The 19,699-nt window shown below is 74.3% G+C and carries 21 protein-coding genes and 1 riboswitch; of the genes, 11 read left to right on the top strand and 10 right to left on the bottom strand.

Annotated elements, in window-relative coordinates; translation table 11 throughout:
• The first annotated feature begins 53 nt into the window (after positions 1-53).
• The 3 genes from OG553_RS26110 to OG553_RS26100 all read left to right on the top strand — a co-directional run bounded on the left by OG553_RS26110 (position 54) and on the right by OG553_RS26100 (position 1,979).
• Positions 54-287 carry a hypothetical protein gene (locus OG553_RS26110; RefSeq protein ID WP_405981313.1) on the top strand — a complete coding sequence of 78 codons (234 nt, stop codon included), beginning with the start codon at positions 54-56 and terminating at the stop codon, positions 285-287.
• Between the two features lie 140 nt (positions 288-427).
• Positions 428-1,213: an SURF1 family protein gene (locus tag OG553_RS26105; protein WP_405981312.1), complete on the top strand. Its 786-nt coding sequence runs from the start codon at positions 428-430 to the stop codon at positions 1,211-1,213.
• 10 nt (positions 1,214-1,223) lie between these two features.
• The gene (locus tag OG553_RS26100; RefSeq protein WP_405981311.1) at positions 1,224-1,979 is read left to right on the top strand and encodes an SDR family oxidoreductase; all 756 of its coding nucleotides are present in this window, start codon (positions 1,224-1,226) and stop codon (positions 1,977-1,979) included.
• Between the two features lie 403 nt (positions 1,980-2,382).
• Here OG553_RS26100 and OG553_RS26095 read toward each other — a convergent pair whose 3' ends face one another.
• The 8 genes from OG553_RS26095 to OG553_RS26060 form a co-directional block, all read right to left on the bottom strand.
• Entirely contained in the window at positions 2,383-2,907 is a 525-nt protein-coding gene (locus OG553_RS26095) for an alkaline shock response membrane anchor protein AmaP (protein ID WP_405981310.1), read from the bottom strand.
• A complete protein-coding gene (locus OG553_RS26090; RefSeq protein ID WP_405981309.1) occupies positions 2,904-3,452 on the bottom strand; it encodes a DUF6286 domain-containing protein in 549 nt (182 codons plus the stop codon). The genes OG553_RS26095 and OG553_RS26090 overlap by 4 nt, the downstream gene beginning before the upstream one ends.
• Positions 3,449-3,814, bottom strand: a complete 366-nt coding sequence (locus OG553_RS26085; RefSeq protein ID WP_405981308.1) for a hypothetical protein — start codon at positions 3,812-3,814, stop codon at positions 3,449-3,451. Before OG553_RS26085 ends, OG553_RS26090 begins: the two co-directional genes overlap by 4 nt.
• An 8-nt stretch (positions 3,815-3,822) precedes the next feature.
• Positions 3,823-4,014: a hypothetical protein gene (locus tag OG553_RS26080; protein WP_405981307.1), complete on the bottom strand. Its 192-nt coding sequence runs from the start codon at positions 4,012-4,014 to the stop codon at positions 3,823-3,825.
• A gap of 31 nt (positions 4,015-4,045) precedes the next feature.
• Positions 4,046-4,477, bottom strand: a complete 432-nt coding sequence (locus tag OG553_RS26075) for an Asp23/Gls24 family envelope stress response protein (RefSeq protein ID WP_405981306.1) — start codon at positions 4,475-4,477, stop codon at positions 4,046-4,048.
• A gap of 142 nt (positions 4,478-4,619) precedes the next feature.
• Positions 4,620-5,399: an enoyl-CoA hydratase/isomerase family protein gene (locus OG553_RS26070; RefSeq protein ID WP_405981305.1), complete on the bottom strand. Its 780-nt coding sequence runs from the start codon at positions 5,397-5,399 to the stop codon at positions 4,620-4,622.
• A 205-nt stretch (positions 5,400-5,604) separates the two neighbouring features.
• Positions 5,605-5,826: a helix-turn-helix domain-containing protein gene (locus OG553_RS26065; protein ID WP_007263382.1), complete on the bottom strand. Its 222-nt coding sequence runs from the start codon at positions 5,824-5,826 to the stop codon at positions 5,605-5,607.
• 374 nt (positions 5,827-6,200) lie between these two features.
• Positions 6,201-7,799, bottom strand: coding sequence for an ABC-F family ATP-binding cassette domain-containing protein (locus OG553_RS26060; RefSeq protein WP_405981304.1), 1,599 nt, complete (start codon positions 7,797-7,799; stop codon positions 6,201-6,203).
• 256 nt (positions 7,800-8,055) lie between these two features.
• Between OG553_RS26060 and OG553_RS26055 the strand changes: the two genes are divergently transcribed.
• Together OG553_RS26055 and OG553_RS26050 are read left to right on the top strand one after the other, a co-directional pair.
• Positions 8,056-8,946, top strand: coding sequence for a neutral zinc metallopeptidase (locus OG553_RS26055; RefSeq protein ID WP_405981303.1), 891 nt, complete (start codon positions 8,056-8,058; stop codon positions 8,944-8,946).
• Between the two features lie 69 nt (positions 8,947-9,015).
• Positions 9,016-9,411, top strand: a complete 396-nt coding sequence (locus tag OG553_RS26050; protein ID WP_405981302.1) for a VOC family protein — start codon at positions 9,016-9,018, stop codon at positions 9,409-9,411.
• Between the two features lie 33 nt (positions 9,412-9,444).
• Here the strand turns inward: OG553_RS26050 and OG553_RS26045 are convergent, their stop codons facing one another.
• Together OG553_RS26045 and OG553_RS26040 are read right to left on the bottom strand one after the other, a co-directional pair.
• Positions 9,445-10,860, bottom strand: coding sequence for a hypothetical protein (locus tag OG553_RS26045; protein WP_405981301.1), 1,416 nt, complete (start codon positions 10,858-10,860; stop codon positions 9,445-9,447).
• Positions 10,861-11,000: 140 nt separating this feature from the next.
• On the bottom strand, positions 11,001-12,131 hold the full coding sequence (locus OG553_RS26040; RefSeq protein ID WP_405981300.1) for an alpha/beta hydrolase family protein: 1,131 nt from the start codon (positions 12,129-12,131) through the stop codon (positions 11,001-11,003).
• 299 nt (positions 12,132-12,430) lie between these two features.
• Between OG553_RS26040 and OG553_RS26035 the strand changes: the two genes are divergently transcribed.
• The 6 genes from OG553_RS26035 to cobO all read left to right on the top strand — a co-directional run bounded on the left by OG553_RS26035 (position 12,431) and on the right by cobO (position 19,699).
• Entirely contained in the window at positions 12,431-13,714 is a 1,284-nt protein-coding gene (locus OG553_RS26035; protein ID WP_405981299.1) for an anion permease, read from the top strand.
• Positions 13,715-13,742: 28 nt separating this feature from the next.
• Positions 13,743-13,964 carry a hypothetical protein gene (locus OG553_RS26030; RefSeq protein WP_405981298.1) on the top strand — a complete coding sequence of 74 codons (222 nt, stop codon included), beginning with the start codon at positions 13,743-13,745 and terminating at the stop codon, positions 13,962-13,964.
• Positions 13,965-14,122: 158 nt separating this feature from the next.
• A riboswitch (cobalamin riboswitch) is annotated at positions 14,123-14,209 on the top strand.
• 58 nt (positions 14,210-14,267) lie between these two features.
• Complete coding sequence (locus OG553_RS26025) at positions 14,268-15,224, top strand: cobalamin biosynthesis protein (protein ID WP_405981297.1); 957 nt, start codon at positions 14,268-14,270, stop codon at positions 15,222-15,224.
• Positions 15,221-16,741, top strand: coding sequence for a cobyric acid synthase (locus OG553_RS26020; RefSeq protein WP_405981296.1), 1,521 nt, complete (start codon positions 15,221-15,223; stop codon positions 16,739-16,741). The genes OG553_RS26025 and OG553_RS26020 overlap by 4 nt, the downstream gene beginning before the upstream one ends.
• Positions 16,742-17,009: 268 nt before the next feature.
• The gene (locus OG553_RS26015) at positions 17,010-19,100 is read left to right on the top strand and encodes a putative cobaltochelatase (RefSeq protein ID WP_405981295.1); all 2,091 of its coding nucleotides are present in this window, start codon (positions 17,010-17,012) and stop codon (positions 19,098-19,100) included.
• Positions 19,100-19,699 (top strand): cob(I)yrinic acid a,c-diamide adenosyltransferase, encoded by a 600-nt coding sequence (gene cobO, locus OG553_RS26010; protein ID WP_007263394.1) that lies wholly within the window; start codon positions 19,100-19,102, stop codon positions 19,697-19,699. The genes OG553_RS26015 and cobO overlap by 1 nt, the downstream gene beginning before the upstream one ends.

Here is a 19,699-nt window from a genome sequence, read left to right as displayed (position 1 = left end):
ACTCACCCCGGTGGATCTTGTTCCGTCCGCCCGCCCCGCACAGCATGCGGCGCATGGCACGTTGCGAGGTCTGCGGAAACGACTACGGCATGTCCTTCGAGGTGCACGCGCAGGGCGCGGTGCACGTCTTCGACTGCTTCTCCTGCGCCATCCACCGCATGGCGCCCATCTGCGAGCACTGCCGGGTCCAGATCATCGGGCAGGGCGTCGAGGTCGACGGCCAGTGGTACTGCGGCGGGCACTGCGCCCGCGCGGAGGGGAAGGTGGGCATCGTCGACCGCGTCTGACCGCCCGCTCCGTTCCCCCTTCCCCTCTCCCCTTTCCCCTCCCCCTTTCCCCTCCCCCTTTCCCTCCCCCCTCCGCTCCCCGGACCCCGGAAGGCCACCCGGCCGCCGGGGTCCTCGTCGCTGGGGGTACCGTCGTGGGCGTGTACCGCTTTGTGCTGACCCGGCAGTGGGTGTCCCTCACCCTCGTCGCCCTCGTCCTCATCCCCGTGATGATCAAGCTGGGGTTCTGGCAGTTCCACCGCCACGAGCACCGGGTCGCCCAGAACGAGCTGATCGCGAAGAACCTCTACGGGAAGCCCGTGCCGGTGACCGAGGTCACCTCGCCCGGCCACACCGTTCCGAGGGCCGACTACTGGCGTGCCGTCACCGCCACCGGCACCTACGACCCCGCGCACGAGGTCGTCGTACGGATGCGCACCTCGAACGACGACAAGGTCGGCTTCCACGTGGTGACGCCGCTGGTGCTGGGCGACGGCCGGGCGGTCCTGGTGAACCGGGGCTGGGTGGCCGGCGGCGACGACCCGCGCGCCTACCCGCCGGTGCCGGCCGCGCCCGTGGGCGAGGTCACGGTGACCGGGCGGCTCAAGGCCGACGAGACCAGCGGTGGCAGCGGGATCAAGGACCGCAAGGGCCTGCCCGACCGTCAGGTGATGCTGATCAACAGCGAGCAGCAGGCGGCCGCGCTGGGCAAGCCCGTGCTCGGCGGCTACCTGGAACTGACCGGCCCCGAGCCGGCCGGCGGCAGCCCCGAGATGGTGGCCGAGCCCGACCACGACTCGATCGGCGCGCACATGGCGTACGCCGTGCAGTGGTGGCTGTTCGCGTCGGCGGTGCCGGTGGGGTGGGTGGTGCTGGTGCGGCGGGAGAAGCGCGACCGCGAGGAGGCGGCGGCCAAGGCCGTGTCACCGGAGCCCGCTTCGGCGTAGGTTGTCCCGCATGGATCTTGGACTGAAGGACCGCGTCTACGTCGTCACCGGTGCCACGCGGGGTCTCGGCTTCGCCTCCGCGCGCGAGCTCACCGCCGACGGGGCGAAGGTCGTACTGACGGGCAGGGACGAGAAGCGGGTGGCGGACGCCGCCGCCGAACTCGGTCCGAACGCGGTGGGCGTGGTGGCGGACAACTCCGACCCGGCCGCGGCCGCACGGCTGGTGGCCACCGCGCGGGAGCGCTTCGGCCGCTTCGACGGCATCCTCATCAGCGTCGGCGGCCCCACGCCGGGGCTGGCGGCGGACAACACCGACGAGCAGTGGTCGGCGGCGTTCGACACCGTCTTCCTGGGGGCGGTCCGCCTCGCGCGGACGGCCGCGGCCGAGCTGGGCGAGGGCGGGGTCATCGGCTTCGTGCTGTCGGGCTCGGTGCACGAGCCGATCCAGGGCCTGACCATCTCGAACGGCCTGCGACCGGGGCTGGCCGGCTTCGCCAAGTCCCTGTCGGTGGACCTGGGGCCGCGCGGGATCCGGGTGATCGGGCTGCTGCCGGCGCGGATCGACACGGACCGGGTGCGGGAGCTGGACGCGCTGTCCGGGGACTCGGACGCGGCCCGCGCGGGCAACGAGTCCCGCATCCCGCTGCGGCGCTACGGCACCCCGGAGGAGTTCGGGCGCACGGCGGCGTTCGTCCTGTCCCCGGCGGCGTCGTACCTCACGGGCCTGATGCTCCCGGTGGACGGCGGAGCCCGCCACGGCTTTTAGCGCCGCCTTCGTGACGCGCCGCCCCCCTTCTTGACGCGGTCCTCGCGCCGCTGCGCCGGACTCCGTCCGTCGGGCCCGGGGCGGGGTCGGTTCGGGTGGCGGGTGCCGGTGGGTCGTGTGCGGGTGGGTTGGCCGCTGCGCGGGCGAGGTCCCCTACCCGCCCTTCCACCGTTCCCAGGGGCGTCGCCCCTGACCCCGGTACCGTGCGCTCCGCGCCCGGAGCGCTCAAACTCCCCCAGCGGTAGCTGGGGGAGGGTCTGGGGGCGGAGCCCCCAGGAGGGGTCCGGGCGCAGCCCGGGGAACGGGCGAAGGGCGGGTAGGGGACCTCGCCCCGCGCAGCGGTGGGACCGCCCCACCTCACGGGCCCCCCGCGCGGCAGCGCAGCGGCCCCGCCCGGCTACGGCTACGTGGCGCGCTGGGCCGGGTGCGGGGTCACCTTCAGGCGGGCTTCCAGCCCGAGGGTGGGGCGGGACGTCGCGGCGCGGGCGTGGGTGAGGACCGGATCCGCCAGCGCGGCAAGGGCGTCCGCCGGCACGGCGTGGGGTTCCAGTTCCAGCGCCACCCGCAGGGTCTCGGAACCCGGCCGCCCCCGCAGCGCGACCCGGCAGGCCGCGACGCCCTCCACCGCCGCCGCCTCGGCCGCCACCGCCTCCTCCAGCGCCCGCCCCCGCAGCACCGCGAAGCCCCCGTCACCGGTGTCGACCTCCAGCGCCGCCAGCCGCCGGCGCCGCAGCTGCGCCGCCAGCCACCACAGCGCCAGCAGCACGCACACCGCCAGGCCGGCGGACACCGCCCACCACCGGACGCCGTCCAGGCCGAAGCGCCACCGGGGCCGGGTCCCGGTGAGGAGGACGAGGCCGGCCGCCAGCAGGAGCAGGCCGCCGAGCGCCAGCACCGCCCGGTTGAGGGCCCCCAGGGCGTCGCTCACCGCCGGACCCTGACGCGGGTCCGCGGCGGGTGCGCCAGGCCCAGTTCGGCGATGCCGACGGCGAGCACCTCGTCCAGGTCGGCCCGTACGTCGTCCAGTTCGCGGAAGTGCGAGGTGGCCCGGACCCCGACCCGGGTGCGGCCCATCCTGACCCGGACCGAGCGGACCCCGGCGACCTCCATGGCCCGGTCCCGCAGGACCAGCGCGGCGGCCCGGCGGCCGATGCCCGCCCGTACCCCCGGCTCCGTCCGCATCGGCAGCACCCCGCGCAGCCCGGGGGCCAGCGCCAGCAGCAGCAGCCCCGCTCCGGCCAGGGCCAGCAGCACCCCGGCCGCCGTGACTCCCGGGCCGGCCGGGGCCTGCCGCTCCAGCAGGGCGCCCAGTTCGCGCCGCCAGCGCATCCCGGGCCGGTGTGCCCGTACCGCGGCCAGGTCGTAGAGGAAGAGCCCCGCCACCGCGAGCACCACCAGCGCGGTGATCCCGGCCGGGATCCGCCGGGCCGAGCGGGGGCGGTGCGGCGGTGCCGGTGGCGGCGGCGCGCTCACCGCAGCCGCCGGTCCCGCCCGGCGGCGCCCGGCGGGGTGTGGGTGGGGTGCAGGTGCTCGATGTCCACGTCCACCTCGGGCACCGCCATCCCGGCGCACCGCTCGACGCGCCGGACGACCCGCGCGCGTACGGCGGCGCACTGGGCGGCGAGGTCGGAGGGGTAGCCGAGCTCCAGGCTCACCCTGACCCGCGCGATGTCGTGGTGGACGGTGACGGTGGCGTGCGGGACGGCCCCCGGCAGGACGTCGAGCGCCTCCCGGGCCGCCTGCGCCGCGATCTTGGCGACGACGCGGTCGGCGATCCGCAGGGCTCCCCGCTCGGCGGGCGGGACCTTCGGCGGCAGCGGGCGCGGGGTGCTCATCTGCGGCCTCACCCCTGCCTGTCGTCGCGGCCGCGGGGCCGGAACAGGTCGCCCGGGTCGAGGTCCCCGTCGAGGTAGCGGCCGACGAGGAAGCCGATGGCACCGAGCGACGCCACCAGCAGGAAGGCCCCGAAGCCGCCGAAGTACCCGGCGAACGCCAGGGCGATGCCGGCGAACAGGCCGGCGACCGCCATGCTCATGGCCTGGCTCCTCTCCGCTGCCGCGCGCCCGCTACTGGAGCCGCGGATCCGCTTCCTCGTCGGGCTCGTCGGGCAGTTTGACGTCGCTGACGGCGATGTTGACCTCGACGACCTCCAGGCCGGTCATCCGCTCGACCGCGGCGATGACGTTCTCCCGCACCGCCCGGGCGACCTCGTGGATCTCGACCCCGTAGTCGACGACGACCTCCAGGTCGAGGGCGGTCTGGACCTCGCCGACCTCCGCCTTGACCCCCCGGGCGGCCGCGGACTTCGCTCCGCCGGGGACCCGGTCGCGGACGGCGCCGAAGGTGCGGGAGAGCCCGCCGCCGCTGCCCATGGCGTGGACGCCGGGCACCTCCCGGGCGGCCAGTCCGGCGATCTTCTCCACCACTCCGTCGGCGATGGTGGTGCGGCCGCGGTCTGCGGGGGCCCGGGCGGAGCCCCCCGGTGCGGATTCGGTCATCGGACGTCCTCGGGGAAGGGAAGGTCTCCCGACCACGGTAAGCGCGTACGGGCGCGGGCGCCCCGGAGAGTGGGCCGGACGGCCGGAGGGCCGGAACGCGGTGTTCGCGTTCCGGCCCTCCGGGCGTGCGTGCGTACGGGCCTCAGTCGGACAGGCCCGCCAGGTCGCGCAGCCGGCGCGCCTGGGCGGCGCGCTCGGCGGTGCGCTGGTCGTCGTACGTACGGGACGGGGCACCGCGCAGCAGCGCCTTGGTCTCGATGACGGCGTCGCGGGGCGGGGCCAGCAGGGCGGTGGTGAGGTCCTGGACGGCGGCATCCAGTTCGCCGGCCGGGACGACCAGGTTGGCGAGGCCGACCCGCTCGGCCTCCTCGGCGTGCACGAAGCGGCCCGTCGCGCAGATTTCGAGCGCGCGGGCGTAGCCGACCAGGGCGGTCAGCGGCTGGGTGCCGGCGAGGTCGGGGACCAGGCCCAGGCTGGTCTCGCGCATGGCGAACTGGACGTCGTCCGCGACGACGCGCAGGTCGCAGGCGAGCGCGAGCTGGAAGCCGGCGCCGATCGCGTGGCCCTGTACGGCGGCGATGGAGACGATGTCATTGCGTCGCCACCAGGTGAAGGCCTCCTGGTACTCGGCGATGGTGGAGTCGAGCAGTTCGTCGGAACCGCGCGCCAGATCGAGGAAGGACGGCTCGCCCTCGAAACCCTCGGGGGTGAAGGCCTGCCGGTCGAGCCCGGCGGAGAAGGACTTGCCCTCGCCGCGCAGCACGACGACCCGGACGGTGCCGGGCAGCGACCGTCCGGCCTCCGCCAACGCCCGCCAGAGCGCGGGGGATTGGGCGTTTCGCTTGGCCGGATTGGTCAGTGTCACCGTGGCGACCGTGTCGTCGATGGTGAGCCGTACGCCATCCTTGTCGAGCAGAGCCATCTGGTGCCTCCGGTGTGCAGTCGCGGCCGTGTGCCCGGCCTAAGTGACTGCACAGTAACCACCCAGCCGACCGCGGGGCCGACCGGGGGTCACCGAAGGTACCGTGCATGGAACGGGACGAAACCGACAGCATGGATCAGACAGCGTGAAAGAGAACGGAGCTGTCGGGCGGTCTTCGGTACCGGCCCCGGCCTGACGGCCAGGGTCAGGCCGCAGCCGCCTTCTTGCCGCGTGTCGCGCCACCGCGACCGCGCAGCGTGACTCCGGACTCGCTGAGCATCCGGTGGACGAATCCGTAGGACCGGCCGGTCTCTTCGGCCAGCGCCCGGATACTCGCACCGGAGTCGTACTTCTTCTTCAGGTCTGCCGCGAGCTTGTCGCGCGCGGCGCCGGTCACCCGGCTGCCCTTCTTCAGAGTCTCGGCCACCCGTGCCTCCTCGTGGGAAGTGCGCTCTGGACTTCTCATGATCACCCCTCCCCGGCTTCCTGGCCACCCATTCAGCAAGGTCGGTGCGACGGCATTTCCCGGTCCGTGGACGCACGAGCAGAACGGAATCTCCTCTTCCGCCGCATGACCTCCGTCACATTTCTCCGACACCGGAGGGAATCTCCAGGTCAGGGGCCGGAAGCCGGAACGAAGCCGGCCCCGGACACGCGTCCACAGGGACGCGGCCGGGGCCGATGTACGGGGCGCGGGGGTACGAGACCGTCTCACTCAGATGATGGATCACGTCTGAGCCGAATGATCCATAAGGAACTGGATCAACCCGCGGGGCCGTCGGGCGGGGCGCCCGGCGGGGGTCAGGCGAGGGCGACCAGGTCCCGGTAGTCCGGGCCCCACAGGTCCTCGACCCCGTCCGGGAGCAGGATGATCCGCTCCGGCTCCAGGGCCTCCACGGCGCCCTCGTCGTGCGTGACGAGGATGACCGCGCCCTTGTAGGTGCGCAGCGCGCCCAGGATCTCCTCGCGGCTGGCCGGGTCGAGGTTGTTGGTGGGCTCGTCGAGCAGCAGCACGTTGGCCGAGGAGACGACCAGGGTGGCCAGGGCCAGGCGGGTCTTCTCGCCGCCGGAGAGCACGCCCGCGGGCTTGTCCACGTCGTCGCCGGAGAACAGGAAGGAGCCGAGCGTCTTGCGCACCTCGACCAGGTCCAGGTCGGGGGCGGAGGACCGCATGTTCTCCAGGACCGTGCGCTCCGGGTCGAGCGTCTCGTGCTCCTGGGCGTAGTAGCCCAGCTTGAGGCCGTGGCCGGGCACGACGCTGCCGGTGTCGGGCTTCTCGGTGCCCGACAGCAGGCGCAGCAGGGTGGTCTTGCCGGCGCCGTTGAGGCCGAGGATGACCACGCGGGAGCCCTTGTCGATGGCCAGGTCGACGTCGGTGAAGATCTCCAGCGAGCCGTACGACTTCGAGAGGCCCTCGGCGGTCAGCGGGGTCTTGCCGCAGGGCGCCGGCTCCGGGAAGCGGAGCTTGGCGACCTTGTCGGAGGCGCGGACGGCCTCCAGGCCGGAGAGCAGCCGTTCGGCGCGCTTGGCCATGTTCTGGGCGGCGACGGTCTTGGTGGCCTTGGCACGCATCTTGTCGGCCTGCGAGTTCAGCGCCGCGGCCTTCTTCTCGGCGTTCTGGCGCTCGCGCTTGCGGCGCTTCTCGTCGGCCTCGCGCTGCTGCTGGTAGAGCTTCCAGCCCATGTTGTAGACGTCGATCTGGGACCGGTTGGCATCGAGGTAGAAGACCTTGTTGACCACGGTCTCGACGAGGTCGACGTCGTGGGAGATCACGATGAAGCCGCCGCGGTAGGTCTTCAGGTAGTCGCGCAGCCAGACGATCGAGTCGGCGTCGAGGTGGTTGGTGGGCTCGTCGAGGAGCAGGGTGTCGGCGTCCGAGAAGAGGATCCGGGCGAGCTCGACGCGGCGGCGCTGGCCGCCGGAGAGGGTGTGCAGGGGCTGGCCGAGGACCCGGTCGGGGAGGCTGAGGGCGGCCGAGATGGTCGCGGCCTCCGACTCGGCGGCGTAGCCGCCCTTGGTCAGGAACTCGGTCTCCTGGCGCTCGTACTGCTTCAGGGCCTTCTCGCGGGTGGCGCCGGAGCCGGTGGCGATGCGCTCCTCGTTGGCGCGCATCTTCTTGATCAGTACGTCGAGCCCTCGCGCGGAGAGGATCCGGTCGCGGGCGAGAACGTCGAGGTCGCCGGTGCGCGGGTCCTGCGGGAGGTAGCCGACCTCACCCGACCGGGTGATGGTTCCGCCGGCGGGCTGGCCCTCGCCCGCGAGGCACTTGGTGAGGGTGGTCTTCCCCGCTCCGTTGCGGCCGACGAGTCCGATGCGGTCGCCCTTGGCGACACGGAAGGACGCGTTCTCGATGAGGATGCGGGCGCCGGCGCGCAGCTCGATGCCGGTGGCGGTGATCACGGAAATACTCCAGGGCGGTGGGGACGGCGGAAGTGGGGGCAGGACGCGCGTTGCTTCGACGCCGCTAATCCGCGAGGAGATTTGCCATGGGATTCATTCTACCGGGGGTGCGCAACCACTTTTCTGGGCCTCCCGTCCCCCGTTCGGCGCACGGGCGGCGCGGGGCCGCCCGGGGGCGTATCAGGATGAAGGGGTTGACACTCGCCGCGGGGGTGGCCCGGCGGCCCTCCGGTCTCACCGATCTAGGCGGTGCGGGATGCAGTTCGACGACAACGCCAATCTGGACACGTCCGAGGTCAAGGACGTGCGCGGCAGCCGTGTCCCGGGCGGGAGGGCCACGATCGGGGGCGGCCTCGTCGGTCTGATCGCGCTGGTACTGGGGCTGCTCTTCGGGGTGGGCCCGGAGCAGCTGGGCCTGTCGGACGGCAGCCCGGAGCCGGTCGCGACCTCTTCCTCGGCCGCGCAGGTGCAGCAGGCCTGCAGGACCGGGCGGGACGCGAACACGCGCGAGGACTGCCGGCTGGTGGCGGTGGTGAACAGCACCCAGGACTTCTGGAGCCAGGAGTTCGCCAAGCGCGGCGGCGCCTACCGGCCGGCGTCGACGGTCTTCTTCACGGGCCGGGTGAACACCGCCTGCGGGGCCGCCACCTCGGCGGTCGGGCCCTTCTACTGCCCCGCCGACCGGCAGGTCTACCTGGACCTGGGCTTCTTCGACGAGCTGCGGACGAAGTTCGGGGCGAGCGGCGGCCCCTTCGCCCAGGCCTACGTGGTCGCCCACGAGTACGGGCACCACATCCAGAACCTGACCGGGACGCTCCAGCGGGCCCAGGACGGGCGGCAGGGCGCGGACAGCAACGCGGTGAAGGTCGAGCTCCAGGCCGACTGCTACGCGGGGGTGTGGGCGCACAACGCGACGCGGACCCCGGACGAGTCCACGGGGCGGCCGCTGATCACCAGCCTCACCGACCAGGACATCCGGGACGGGCTGGACGCGGCGGCGGCGGTCGGCGACGACCGGATCCAGGAGAAGTTCCAGGGCCGGGTCACCCCGGAGTCCTGGACGCACGGCTCGGCGGAGCAGCGCCAGCAGTGGTTCTACCAGGGCTACCGCACCGGCGACATGGCGCAGTGCAACACCTTCCGCTGACTGTCGGCGCCGCCTGCCATGCTGTGACGTGGGTCACCCAGGCCATCGTCACGAGAGGGAGTGATCGCCATGGCAGGCGTTCCGTCCATCTACCCCACGCTGCTCTACCGCGACGCGAAGGCGGCGATCCAGCAGCTCACCGAGGCGTTCGGGTTCACCCAGGTCGCGGTGTACGAGGGCGACGACGGCTCGGTGATGCACGCGGAGCTGGCGTACGGCGACGGCGCGGTGATGCTGGGCAGCAAGGGGCGCGGCGGCACCTTCGACGCGGCCATGGAGGCGGCGGGCCCGGCCGGGGTCTACGTCGTGGTCGACGACGTGGACGCCCATCACCGGCGGGCGGCCGACCACGGCGTGGAGATCCTGATGGAGCCCACCGACCAGGACTACGGGTCCCGGGACTACATGGCCCGGGACGCCGAGGGCAACGTCTGGAGCTTCGGGACGTACGCGCCGCAGCTGTGACGGCCGCGGCGCGTCCGCGCGTACGGCGGGCGGTCAGCCGCCGCCGGTGTGGACCTGGAAGGCGGCCCGGCGGACCGCCTTGGCGAGGGCGGGGTCCGGGTGGGCGGCGGCCAGGGCGACCAGCACCTGCACCGTGCGGGGGTGGCCGACGGCGCGGACCTCGTCCAGCAGCCGGGGGACGGTGGTGCGGACGGCGGAGTCGAGGTGCCGGGCGAGCAGGTCGGCCTCGCCGTGGTCGGCGATGGCCGCGGCGGTGTCCACCCACAGCCAGGTCGACTCCTCGGGGGTGAGCACGTCCTGGGCGTCGTCGGGGTCCACCCCGTCGTGCTCGGCGAGCCAGAGCAGGGCGTACGGCCGCAGCGCGGGCTCGCGCAGGGCCGCGCGCACCTCGCGCTCGGCGGGGGCGCCGACCACCCGCAGCGCCTCGAAGGCCAGGCCGCGCAGCAGGGCGTCCTCGCCGCGGGCGGCGTGCAGGAGCTCGCTGACGGCGTGGCCGACGGGCCGGGCGGCGAGCCAGGCCTGGTACTCGGCGCGGGCCGGTCCGGGGGTGAGCCGGGCACAGCCGTGCAGCATGGCGGCGGCGGACTGCTCGATGTTGCCGGCCGGGCTCTGTGCGGCGACGCAGATCTGCTCCAGCTTCACCCACACGGCCCAGCTGCCGAGGGGGGTGAGGGTGGCGCGGGCGGGGCCGAGGGTGACGGCGTCCACGGCGGCGAGTCCGCCCAGGGCCCAGCGCAGCAGCCGGGCGAGCGGGAGCGGCCGGGGTTCGGCGCCGGCGGACGGGGCGCCGGCGGGTTCCGCGTCGTAGGGGACCTCGCAGCGCTCGTCGCGCAGCTCGGTGACCCGCTGGCCGAGGAGGTCCAGGAGGTCGGGGACGGTCACCGGGCCGGCGGACAGCTGGAGCAGCGAAAGCAGCTGCGGCATGGCCTCGACCACCTCGGCGACGGCCGAGGCGGCGATGTCCGCGGGGGCCGGGTGGACGAGCGACCAGGCGTCGAAGAGGGCGACCCAGCCGCGCAGCACGGCGGTGTCGTCGCGGTCCCAGGCGCGCAGCCGCCAGCCGGGGCGGGCGTGTCCGCCGTGCACCTCGACGAGGCCGGAGAGCCGGGCGCGGTCCCAGCCGACCCGGATCTGCCCGTGCGTCAGGGCCAGTTCCGCGGCGGCCCGTTCGACGTCGACGGCGGGCAGTGCGCCCGAGGGGGCGGGGCGGCCGCCGTCGCCCGCGCCGAGGTTCAGCTCGGCCCAGCGGGCCAGCCGTACCGCGTCCGCGAGTGAGGCGCGGGCGCGGTTCGCCAGGTCCGCCGTGGCGGGGGTGCCCGCCGGGGGCCGGGTGGCCGGGCGGGTTCGCCGGTCGGTCACCGCCTTGCGCGCCGTGGCGACGGAGCGCTGGGAGACGAGTCGGAGTCTGGAGTCGCGAGCCAACTGCTCATCAGGCTTTCGGGACGTCACGGAAGCAGTCTCGCCCGTCACTGGCCGAAAGCCCAAACGGAACGGGTCATTTCCACAGGTCACGGGGTGGATGAACCGGGAGGAATCACCCACCGCGCCCCGTCCGCCACAGGCCCTTCACCCGGGCGCCACATCACACGTCACATGAGAGGGGTGAGGAAGCGTCGCAGCGCCTCCTCGTATCGCAGCGGGTCGGCGTTCCACATCGCCCCGTGCCCGGCGTCCATCACGGTGTGCAGGGTGACCAGGTCGGGCCGGGCGGCGGCGAGCCGGCGGGACGGCTCCCAGGGGGCGATCGTGTCGGCGGGGCCGTGGAAGATCAGGACGGGCACGCGCAGCGCGCCGGGGTCGGCCGCCGGCGCGAGGTGGTCGGCGCGCAGCCCGGCGCGGCCCTCGGCGGCCCGGACGGCGAGCGGGAGCAACGGGGCCGGGGTGCCGCGGGCGGCGGCGAGGGCGCGCAGCGTGGCGTGCCAGTCCATGACGGGCGAGTCCAGCACGAGCCCGGAGACCCGGCCGGCCAGGGCCGAGCGCTCCAGGGCGCGCAGGGCCATGGCGGCGCCGGTGGACCAGCCGTACAGGACCACGCGGCGGGCCCCGTAGCGCACGGCGTAGCGGATGGCGGCGTCCAGGTCCCGCCACTCCGACTCGCCGAGGTGGCCGAGGCCGTCCGGCGGGGCGGGGGCGCCGATGTCGCCCCGGTAGCCGGGGTCGAGCACCGGCAGGCGGTGGCGGTGCAGGAAGGGCATGACCGTCATGGGGTGCTCCCGGCCGGTGCCGAGCCCGTGGACGGTGATCACCCAGGTGCCCCGGGCCCCCGGCAGGAACCAGGCGGGCAGCGGGCCGAGCTCGCCGGGGACGTCCACGTCGGCGTGGTCCAGCCCGAGGGCGGAGCGCGGGTTGCCCCGGTGCACCTGGGGGGTGAGGGCGACCCGCAGGCCCGGGGTGAGCTCACCGTGGGTGACCGCCAGGAGCCGGCGTACGACGGTGTCCGCGTCGTGCGGGACGTCGGTGAGGACGGAGCCGACCACGGCGTGCACCCCGGGCGCCTCCAGGCCGTGGACCCCGGGGCGGAGGGAGGCCAGCGAGCGGGTGAGGACCACCCGGCCGGCTCCCGTGGAGTGCACGCTGAGGCGGGGGCCGCCGGGCAGCGGGCGGCCCGGTTCGGGCCGCAGGGCCGCATCGGCGGCGTACCGGCCGGCCGCGACCGCGGCCGCTCCGGCGCCGATCAGGGTCGTCGTGACGGCCGCTGCCGTCGCTGTGGCGGTACGCACCGTTCCAGTCTCGGCGCGCGGCGGCGGAGGGGCCACCGGAGCGGTTCGCTCCGAACGGAGTGATCTACCTCTCTTTACCGGGTCCGAGAGGGGCCGCCCGTCGGCCCGCAGCCCTGCCCGGAGGGGGCCGTTCACCCTGCTTTGACGTGCAGGAATCGGGATGGCTACGACAGAATCAGGACGAATGACCCGATCGTGTGGCGCGTGGGGACACCGCGTCGCCCGAGGCAGTTCATCTTCCGTTCACCCAGGTTGCCTACGGTCGCCGTGCCACTGACGCCAAACAGAAGCCTGGGTAAATGGAGCACATAACGCTTCTCCTCGGGATCGTGATCATCACCGCTCTCGTGTTCGACTTCACGAACGGTTTCCACGACACAGCCAACGCGATGGCCACCACCATCTCGACCGGCGCCCTCAAGCCCAAGACGGCGGTGGCCATGTCCGCCGTGCTCAACCTCGTCGGCGCGTTCATGTCCGTGGAGGTCGCCAAGACGATCTCCAAGGGCCTGGTCAACGAGGAGGGCATTCAGCCGGAAGTGATCTACGCCGCCCTGGTCGGCGCGATCCTCTGGAACCTCGTCACCTGGCTGGTCGGCCTCCCCTCCAGCTCCTCGCACGCCCTGATGGGCGGCCTGGTCGGTGCTGCCGTCGCCTCCGCCGGCCTCGGTGCCGTCAACGGCGACACGCTCGTCACCAAGGTGCTGCTCCCCGCCGTCGCCGCGCCGATCGTGGCCGGTGTGGCCGCGATGCTGGCCACGAAGGTCACGTACAAGCTGAACGGCAAGATCGGCGAGAAGACCTCGGCCAAGGGCTACAAGGCCGGCCAGATCGCCTCCGCCGGTCTCGTCTCCCTCGCGCACGGCACCAACGACGCGCAGAAGACGATGGGCATCATCACCCTGGCCCTGGTCGCCGGCGGCGCGCTCGCGCCCGGCTCCAACCCCCCGGTCTGGGTCATCGTCTCCGCCGGTCTGGCCATCGCCATGGGCACCTACCTGGGCGGCTGGCGCATCATCCGCACCATGGGCTCCGGCCTGACCGACCTGCAGCCGCAGCAGGGCTTCGCCGCCCAGACCTCGGCCGCCAGCGTCATCCTGGCCTCCTCCAACCTCGGCTTCTCGCTCTCCACCACGCACGCCTGCTCCGGCGCCGTCATGGGTGCGGGCCTGGGCCGCAAGGGCGGCGTGGTCCGCTGGTCCACCGCCACCCGCATGTTCGTCGCGTGGGGCCTGACCCTGCCGGCCGCCGCGCTCGTCGCCTCCGGCGCCGAGCTGGTCATGCGCACCGGTGACATCGGCGTCGTCGCCGTCACGGTCTTCCTGGTCGGCTCCTGCGTCGCCATCTGGCTGATCTCCCGCCGCCAGGTCGTCGACCACACCAACGTCAACGAGACCGCCGCCGCCTCCACCGAGGCCGAGGAGCCCGGCGTGGTCACCACCGCCATGGCCGCCGTCGCGGTCCCGCCGCTCGCGGGCACCACCGCCGCGGTCACCGACGAGGACCTCAAGGCCACCATCCCGGCCGCCACCGCCGGCCCGGCCTCCCCGACGACCCCCACGGCCCCGGCCGCGGCGGTCTGACCCCGAGAACGACAGAGGAAACGGCAGTATGAAGATCGACTGGGCAGCACTCGGCTCCGTCTTCGGGGTCAGCCTCTCCGCCACCGTCGCCCTCGTGGCCCTCTTCACCCTGGGCCTGGTCGGCCTCTCCAAGCACGAGGCCGCCACCGAGCAGGGCGGGGCCGCGACCCTGGCCCGCAGCGGCGCGTACGCCTGCTTCGCGCTCTGCGCGGCGGCCGTGACGTACGGGATCTACCTGATCGTCAGCTGACACCGCCACACCGCGTACGACGGCTCCCTCCGGGATTCCCCGGAGGGAGCTTTCGCGTACCCGCGCCCCTTCTCCGCCGTCCGTCCCACCAGGTCAACGGCAAGTTGACGGGCGTTCGCGGGGCGTGGTGGACTGCCCGAGCCAATACGGCGGCATGGAGAGGAAGTCCGGTGCGAATCCGGCGCGGTCCCGCCACTGTCACCGGGGAACGCACGCGGCGCGTGCGCCCCGGGAGCCAGGAACTCTCGCCACCGGACACGTCGAACCAGGGCGCGGACCCTGAGTGAGGACATACCTGCCACCATGCGTGCCGACCGCGTCTTCGCGTACGGCGCCACGGCGGGGCTGATCGGCGACCGGATCCTCGGGGATCCTCGCCGGGGGCACCCCGTGGCCGCCTTCGGACGAGCCGCCGCCGCCGTCGAGGGCGCCCTGTGGCGCGACGACCGCGCCCGGGGCCTCCTGCACACCCTCGTCTGCGCGGGCGGCGCCGCCGCCGCCGGCGCGCTGGGCGCGCGCGCCGTGCGCTCCCGGCCCGCGGCCGCCCGCATCGCCCTGACCGCCGCGGCCACCTGGGCCGTCGTCGGAGGCACCTCCCTCGGACGGGAGGCCCGCGCCATCGGCGGGGCGCTCGCCGCCGGGGACGCCGAGGTCGCCCGGGAGCGGCTCCCCCACCTGTGCGGGCGCGACCCCCAGGCACTGGACGAGCAGCAGATGGCACGGGCCGTCGTGGAGTCCGTCGCCGAGAACACCTCCGACGCGGTCGTCGGCGCCCTCGTGTGGGGCGCCGTCGCCGGGGTCCCCGGACTGCTGGCCTTCCGCGCCGTGAACACCCTGGACGCGATGGTCGGCCACAAGTCGCCCCGCTACCTGCGCTACGGCTGGGCCTCCGCCCGCCTCGACGACCTCGCCGGCTGGCCCGGGGCCCGGCTCACCGCACTCGCCGCCGTGGCCGCCGGCCCCGACCGGCGGGGAGCCGTACGGGCCTGGCGCGCCGACGCCGCCGCCCACCCCAGCCCCAACGCCGGCCCGGTCGAGGCCTCCTTCGCCGGGGCGCTCGGCGTCCGGCTGGGCGGCACCCTGTCCTACGGCGGGCGCGTCGAACACCGTGCCGTCCTGAACGGCGAACGGGGGCGGCCCGTGGAGGTCGCCGACATCGAACGGGCGGTACGGCTGTCGCGGCGGGTGACCTGGCTGGCGCTCGGCACCTGTGTGGCGGTGCGCTCGGCAGTGGCAATGACGAGAAGGGGACGGGCATGAGCGGCACCAGGCGCGGCGGCGGACTGCTGGTCGCGGGTACGACGTCCGACGCGGGCAAGAGCGTGGTCACGGCGGGCATCTGCCGCTGGCTGGCCCGGCAGGGCGTCAAGGTGGCCCCGTTCAAGGCCCAGAACATGTCGCTGAACTCGTTCGTGACGCGCGAGGGCGCCGAGATCGGCCGCGCCCAGGCCATGCAGGCCCAGGCCGCCCGGGTGGAGCCCACCGCGCTGATGAACCCGGTCCTGCTCAAGCCCGGCAGCGACCGCAGCAGCCAGGTGGTGCTGCTGGGCAAGCCCGTCGGCGAGATGAGCGCCCGCGGCTACCACGGCGGCCGGCAGGAGCAGCTCCTCGGCATCGTCACGGACTGCCTGGAGCAGCTGCGGGGCACGTATGACGCCGTGATCTGCGAAGGGGCGGGCAGTCCGGCCGAGATCAACCTGCGCCGGACCGACATCGTGAACATGGGCATCGCGCGGGCCGCGCGGTTCCCGGTGGTCGTGGTCGGCGACATCGACCGCGGCGGGGTCTTCGCCTCCTTCTTCGGCACGACGGCCCTGCTGTCCCCCGAGGACCAGTCGCTGATCGCCGGCTACATGGTCAACAAGTTCCGCGGCGACGTCTCCCTGCTGGAGCCCGGCATGGAGATGCTGCGCGGCCTCACGGGGCGGGCGACGTACGGGGTGCTGCCGTTCCAGCACGGGCTGGGCATCGACGAGGAGGACGGCCTGCGGGTCTCCCTGCGGGGCGCGGTGCGCGAGTCCGTGGTCGCCCCGCCGGTCGGCGAGGACGTGCTGCGGGTCGCCGTGTGCGCGGTGCCGCTGATGTCGAACTTCACCGACGTCGACGCGCTGGCGGCCGAGCCGGGCGTGATCGTGCGGTTCGTGGACCGGGCCGAGGAACTGGCCGACGCCGACCTGGTCGTCGTACCGGGCACGCGCGGCACGGTGAAGGCGCTGGAGTGGCTGCGCGAGCGGGGACTCGCCGACGCGCTGGCCCGGCGGGCCGCCGAGGGGCGGCCGGTCCTGGGCATCTGCGGCGGCTTCCAGGCGCTCGGCGAGCACATCGAGGACGAGGTCGAGTCGAAGGCCGGCTCCGTAGCGGGGCTGGGACTGCTGCCGGTACGGGTGCGGTTCGCGGCCGAGAAGACCCTGGCGCGGCCGGTCGGCGAGGCGCTGGGCGAGGAGGTCTCGGGCTACGAGATCCACCACGGGGTGGCCGAGGTGCTGGGCGGCGAGCCGTTCCTGGACGGCTGCCGGGTCGGATCGGTGTGGGGCACCCACTGGCACGGCTCGCTGGAGTCGGACGGCTTCCGCCGGGCGTTCCTCCGGGAGGTGGCCTCGGCTGCCGGGCGCCGCTTCGTACCGGCGCCGGACACGTCGTTCTCCTCCCTGCGGGAGGAACAGCTGGACCTGCTGGGCGACCTGATCGCCGAGCACGCCGATACGCGTGCGCTGCTTCAGCTGATCGAGTCCGGCGCCCCGGCCGGCCTCCCCTTCCTCCCCCCGGGCGCCCCGTGACGGCCCCGGCCCTGCGGGCGGCCATCCCCCACTCCGCCCCTTCCCGAAACCGGGGGCTCCGCCCCCGGACCCCCGGTCCTCAAACGCCGGACGGGCTGGAGTTCCAGCCTCGCCGGCGGTTGAGGCGCGGGGTCTGGGGCGGAGCCCCAGGAAACGGTGAAAGGGCGGGGCGGGGAGCGGCTCCGCGCAGCGGCACCCACGCCCCCGGCCCCACCACCACCCCCAACAGCCCGCGCACGCGTACCCGTACAGGAGGAGTGAGCAACCCATGAGCACGCCCTACCCGTTCACCGCAGTGGTCGGCCAGACCGACCTGCGGCTGGCGCTCCTGCTCAACGCCGTGAGCCCCGCGGTCGGCGGTGTGCTCGTGCGCGGCGAGAAGGGGACCGCCAAGTCCACCGCCGTGCGCGCGCTCTCCGCCCTGCTGCCGCAGGTGGACGTCGTCCCCGGCTGCCGGTTCTCGTGCGCGCCGGCCGCGCCCGACCCGGCCTGCCCGGACGGCCCGCACGAGCCCGGCCCCGGCACCGGCCGCCCCGCGCGGATGGTCGAGCTGCCCGTCGGCGCCTCCGAGGACCGCCTCGTCGGCGCCCTCGACATCGAACGCGCCCTCGCCGAGGGCGTGAAGGCCTTCGAGCCCGGCCTGCTCGCCGACGCGCACCGCGGGATCCTGTACGTCGACGAGGTCAACCTCCTCCACGACCACCTCATCGACCTCCTCCTCGACGCCGCCGCCATGGGCGCCTCCTACGTGGAGCGCGAGGGCGTCTCCGTGCGGCACGCGGCCCGGTTCCTGCTCGTCGGCACCATGAACCCCGAGGAGGGCGAGCTGCGGCCGCAGCTCCTGGACCGGTTCGGGCTGACCGTCGAGGTCGCGGCCTCCCGGGAGCCCGCCCAGCGCGTCGAGGTGGTGCGCCGCCGGCTCGCGTACGAGGACGATCCCGCGGGCTTCGCCGCCCGCTGGTCCGGGGACGAGAGCGAGGTGCGGGCGCGCGTCGTGGCCGCGCGGGCGCTGCTCCCGCAGGTCCGGCTCGGCGACACCGCGCTGCTGCAGATCGCCGCCACCTGCGCCGGGTTCGAGGTCGACGGCATGCGTGCCGACATCGTCATGGCCCGTACCGCGACCGCGCTGGCCGCCTGGGCCGGGCGGACCTCCGTGCTGAAGGAGGACGTGCGGCAGGCCGCCCTGCTGGCCCTCCCCCACCGGCGCCGGCGCAACCCGTTCGACGCGCCCGGACTGGACGAGGACAAGCTCGACGAGATCCTCGACGGCTTCCCCGACGAGGAGCCCGAGCCCGACCCCGAGCCGGAAGGCCCGGACGACGACGGCGGCGGCCCCGACGGGGACGGCGGCGGCGTGCCCCCGCAGGGCGGCGGGCCCGAGACCGGGCACGCGCCCGACACCCCGCAGGAATCACCCGAGTCACAGGAGTCCCCCGAGCCCCAGCCCTCCGCCCCCCAGGGCGGATCCGGCGGGGCCGAGCAGGCCGCCGTGGGCGCCGCCGAGCCGTTCCGCACCAAGATGCTCAGCGTGCCCGGCCTCGGCGAGGGCGCGGCCGGGCGGCGCTCGCGCGCCCGTACCGCGCACGGCCGCACCACCGGCGCCCAGCGCCCCCGGGGGCAGCTGACGAAGCTGCACCTGGCGGCCACCGTGCACGCCGCCGCCCCGCACCAGAAGGCCCGCGGGCGCGCCGGGCGCGGCCTCGTCGTGCGCCGGGACGACCTGCGCCAGGCCACCCGGGAGGGCCGCGAGGGCAACCTCGTGCTGTTCTGCGTCGACGCCTCGGGCTCGATGGCCGCCCGTCAGCGGATGAGCGCCGTCAAGGGCGCGGTGCTTTCGCTGCTGCTGGACGCCTACCAGCGCCGGGACAAGGTCGGCCTGATCACCTTCCGCGGCGCGGACGCCGAACTGGCGCTGCCGCCCACCTCCTCGGTGGACGCGGCCGCCGCCCGGCTGGAGAAGCTGCCGACCGGCGGCCGCACCCCCCTCGGCCCGGGCCTGCTCAAGGCCCACGAGGTGCTGCGGATCGAGCGGCTGCGGGACCCCTCGCGCCGCCCGCTGCTGGTCGTCGTCACCGACGGCCGGGCCACCTCTGCCGGGGCCGTCGGCGGCGACCCGCGCGAGCTGTCGGGCCGCAGCGCCCGGCTGCTGGCCGCCGAGGGCATCGCCTCGGTGGTGGTGGACTGCGAGTCCGGGCCGGTCCGGCTGGGCCTGGCGGGGGCGCTGGCCGCCGACCTGGGCGCGCCCGCCGTCACCCTCGACGGACTGCGGGCCGACTCGCTGGCCGGGCTCGTGAAGAACGTACGTACCGCAGTGACCCACACTGCGTCACTCGACAGCATCCCCAGGAGGGCCGCGTAATGCCGCAGGGACAGCCGACCGTCGTTCCGGACGACGGGCTCACGACGCGCCAGCGCCGCAACCGTCCGCTCGTCTTCGTGCACACCGGGCCGGGCAAGGGCAAGTCCACGGCCGCGTTCGGCCTGGCGCTGCGCGCCTGGAACCAGGGCTGGCCGATCGGGGTGTTCCAGTTCGTCAAGTCGGCGAAGTGGAAGGTCGGCGAGGAGAACGCGCTGAAGGTGCTGGGCGCCTCCGGCGAGGGCGGGTCCGTCGTCTGGCACAAGATGGGCGAAGGCTGGTCCTGGGTCCAGCGGGACGCGCAGCTCGACAACGAGCAGGCCGCCAAGGAGGGCTGGGAGCAGGTCAAGCGCGACCTGGCCGCCGAGACGCACAAGCTGTACGTGCTCGACGAGTTCGCGTACCCGATGCACTGGGGCTGGATCGACGTGGACGAGGTGATCGAGGTGCTGCGCGACCGCCCCGGCACCCAGCACGTGGTCATCACCGGCCGCAACGCCCCGGAGAAGCTCCTGGAGTTCGCGGACCTGGTCACCGAGATGACCAAGGTCAAGCACCCCATGGACGCCGGCCAGAAGGGCCAGAAGGGCATCGAGTGGTGA

The organism is Streptomyces sp. NBC_00158, from assembly GCF_045160885.1.
In the GTDB taxonomy this organism is placed as follows: domain Bacteria; phylum Actinomycetota; class Actinomycetes; order Streptomycetales; family Streptomycetaceae; genus Streptomyces.
This window is presented reverse-complemented; position numbering and strand designations above follow the sequence as displayed.

Excerpts from the sequence above, each read along its gene's own strand:
- OG553_RS26110 (WP_405981313.1), top strand. The coding sequence starts at position 54 with ATGGCACGTTGCGAGGTCTGCGGAAACGACTACGGCATGTCCTTCGAG.
- OG553_RS26100 (WP_405981311.1), top strand. The coding sequence starts at position 1,224 with ATGGATCTTGGACTGAAGGACCGCGTCTACGTCGTCACCGGTGCCACG.
- OG553_RS26085 (WP_405981308.1), bottom strand. The coding sequence starts at position 3,814 with ATGAGCACCCCGCGCCCGCTGCCGCCGAAGGTCCCGCCCGCCGAGCGG.
- OG553_RS26080 (WP_405981307.1), bottom strand. The coding sequence starts at position 4,014 with ATGAGCATGGCGGTCGCCGGCCTGTTCGCCGGCATCGCCCTGGCGTTC.
- OG553_RS26075 (WP_405981306.1), bottom strand. The coding sequence starts at position 4,477 with ATGACCGAATCCGCACCGGGGGGCTCCGCCCGGGCCCCCGCAGACCGC.
- OG553_RS26070 (WP_405981305.1), bottom strand. The coding sequence starts at position 5,399 with ATGGCTCTGCTCGACAAGGATGGCGTACGGCTCACCATCGACGACACG.
- OG553_RS26055 (WP_405981303.1), top strand. The coding sequence starts at position 8,056 with ATGCAGTTCGACGACAACGCCAATCTGGACACGTCCGAGGTCAAGGAC.
- OG553_RS26050 (WP_405981302.1), top strand. The coding sequence starts at position 9,016 with ATGGCAGGCGTTCCGTCCATCTACCCCACGCTGCTCTACCGCGACGCG.
- OG553_RS26035 (WP_405981299.1), top strand. The coding sequence starts at position 12,431 with ATGGAGCACATAACGCTTCTCCTCGGGATCGTGATCATCACCGCTCTC.
- OG553_RS26030 (WP_405981298.1), top strand. The coding sequence starts at position 13,743 with ATGAAGATCGACTGGGCAGCACTCGGCTCCGTCTTCGGGGTCAGCCTC.
- OG553_RS26025 (WP_405981297.1), top strand. The coding sequence starts at position 14,268 with ATGCGTGCCGACCGCGTCTTCGCGTACGGCGCCACGGCGGGGCTGATC.
- OG553_RS26020 (WP_405981296.1), top strand. The coding sequence starts at position 15,221 with ATGAGCGGCACCAGGCGCGGCGGCGGACTGCTGGTCGCGGGTACGACG.
- OG553_RS26015 (WP_405981295.1), top strand. The coding sequence starts at position 17,010 with ATGAGCACGCCCTACCCGTTCACCGCAGTGGTCGGCCAGACCGACCTG.
- cobO (WP_007263394.1), top strand. The coding sequence starts at position 19,100 with ATGCCGCAGGGACAGCCGACCGTCGTTCCGGACGACGGGCTCACGACG.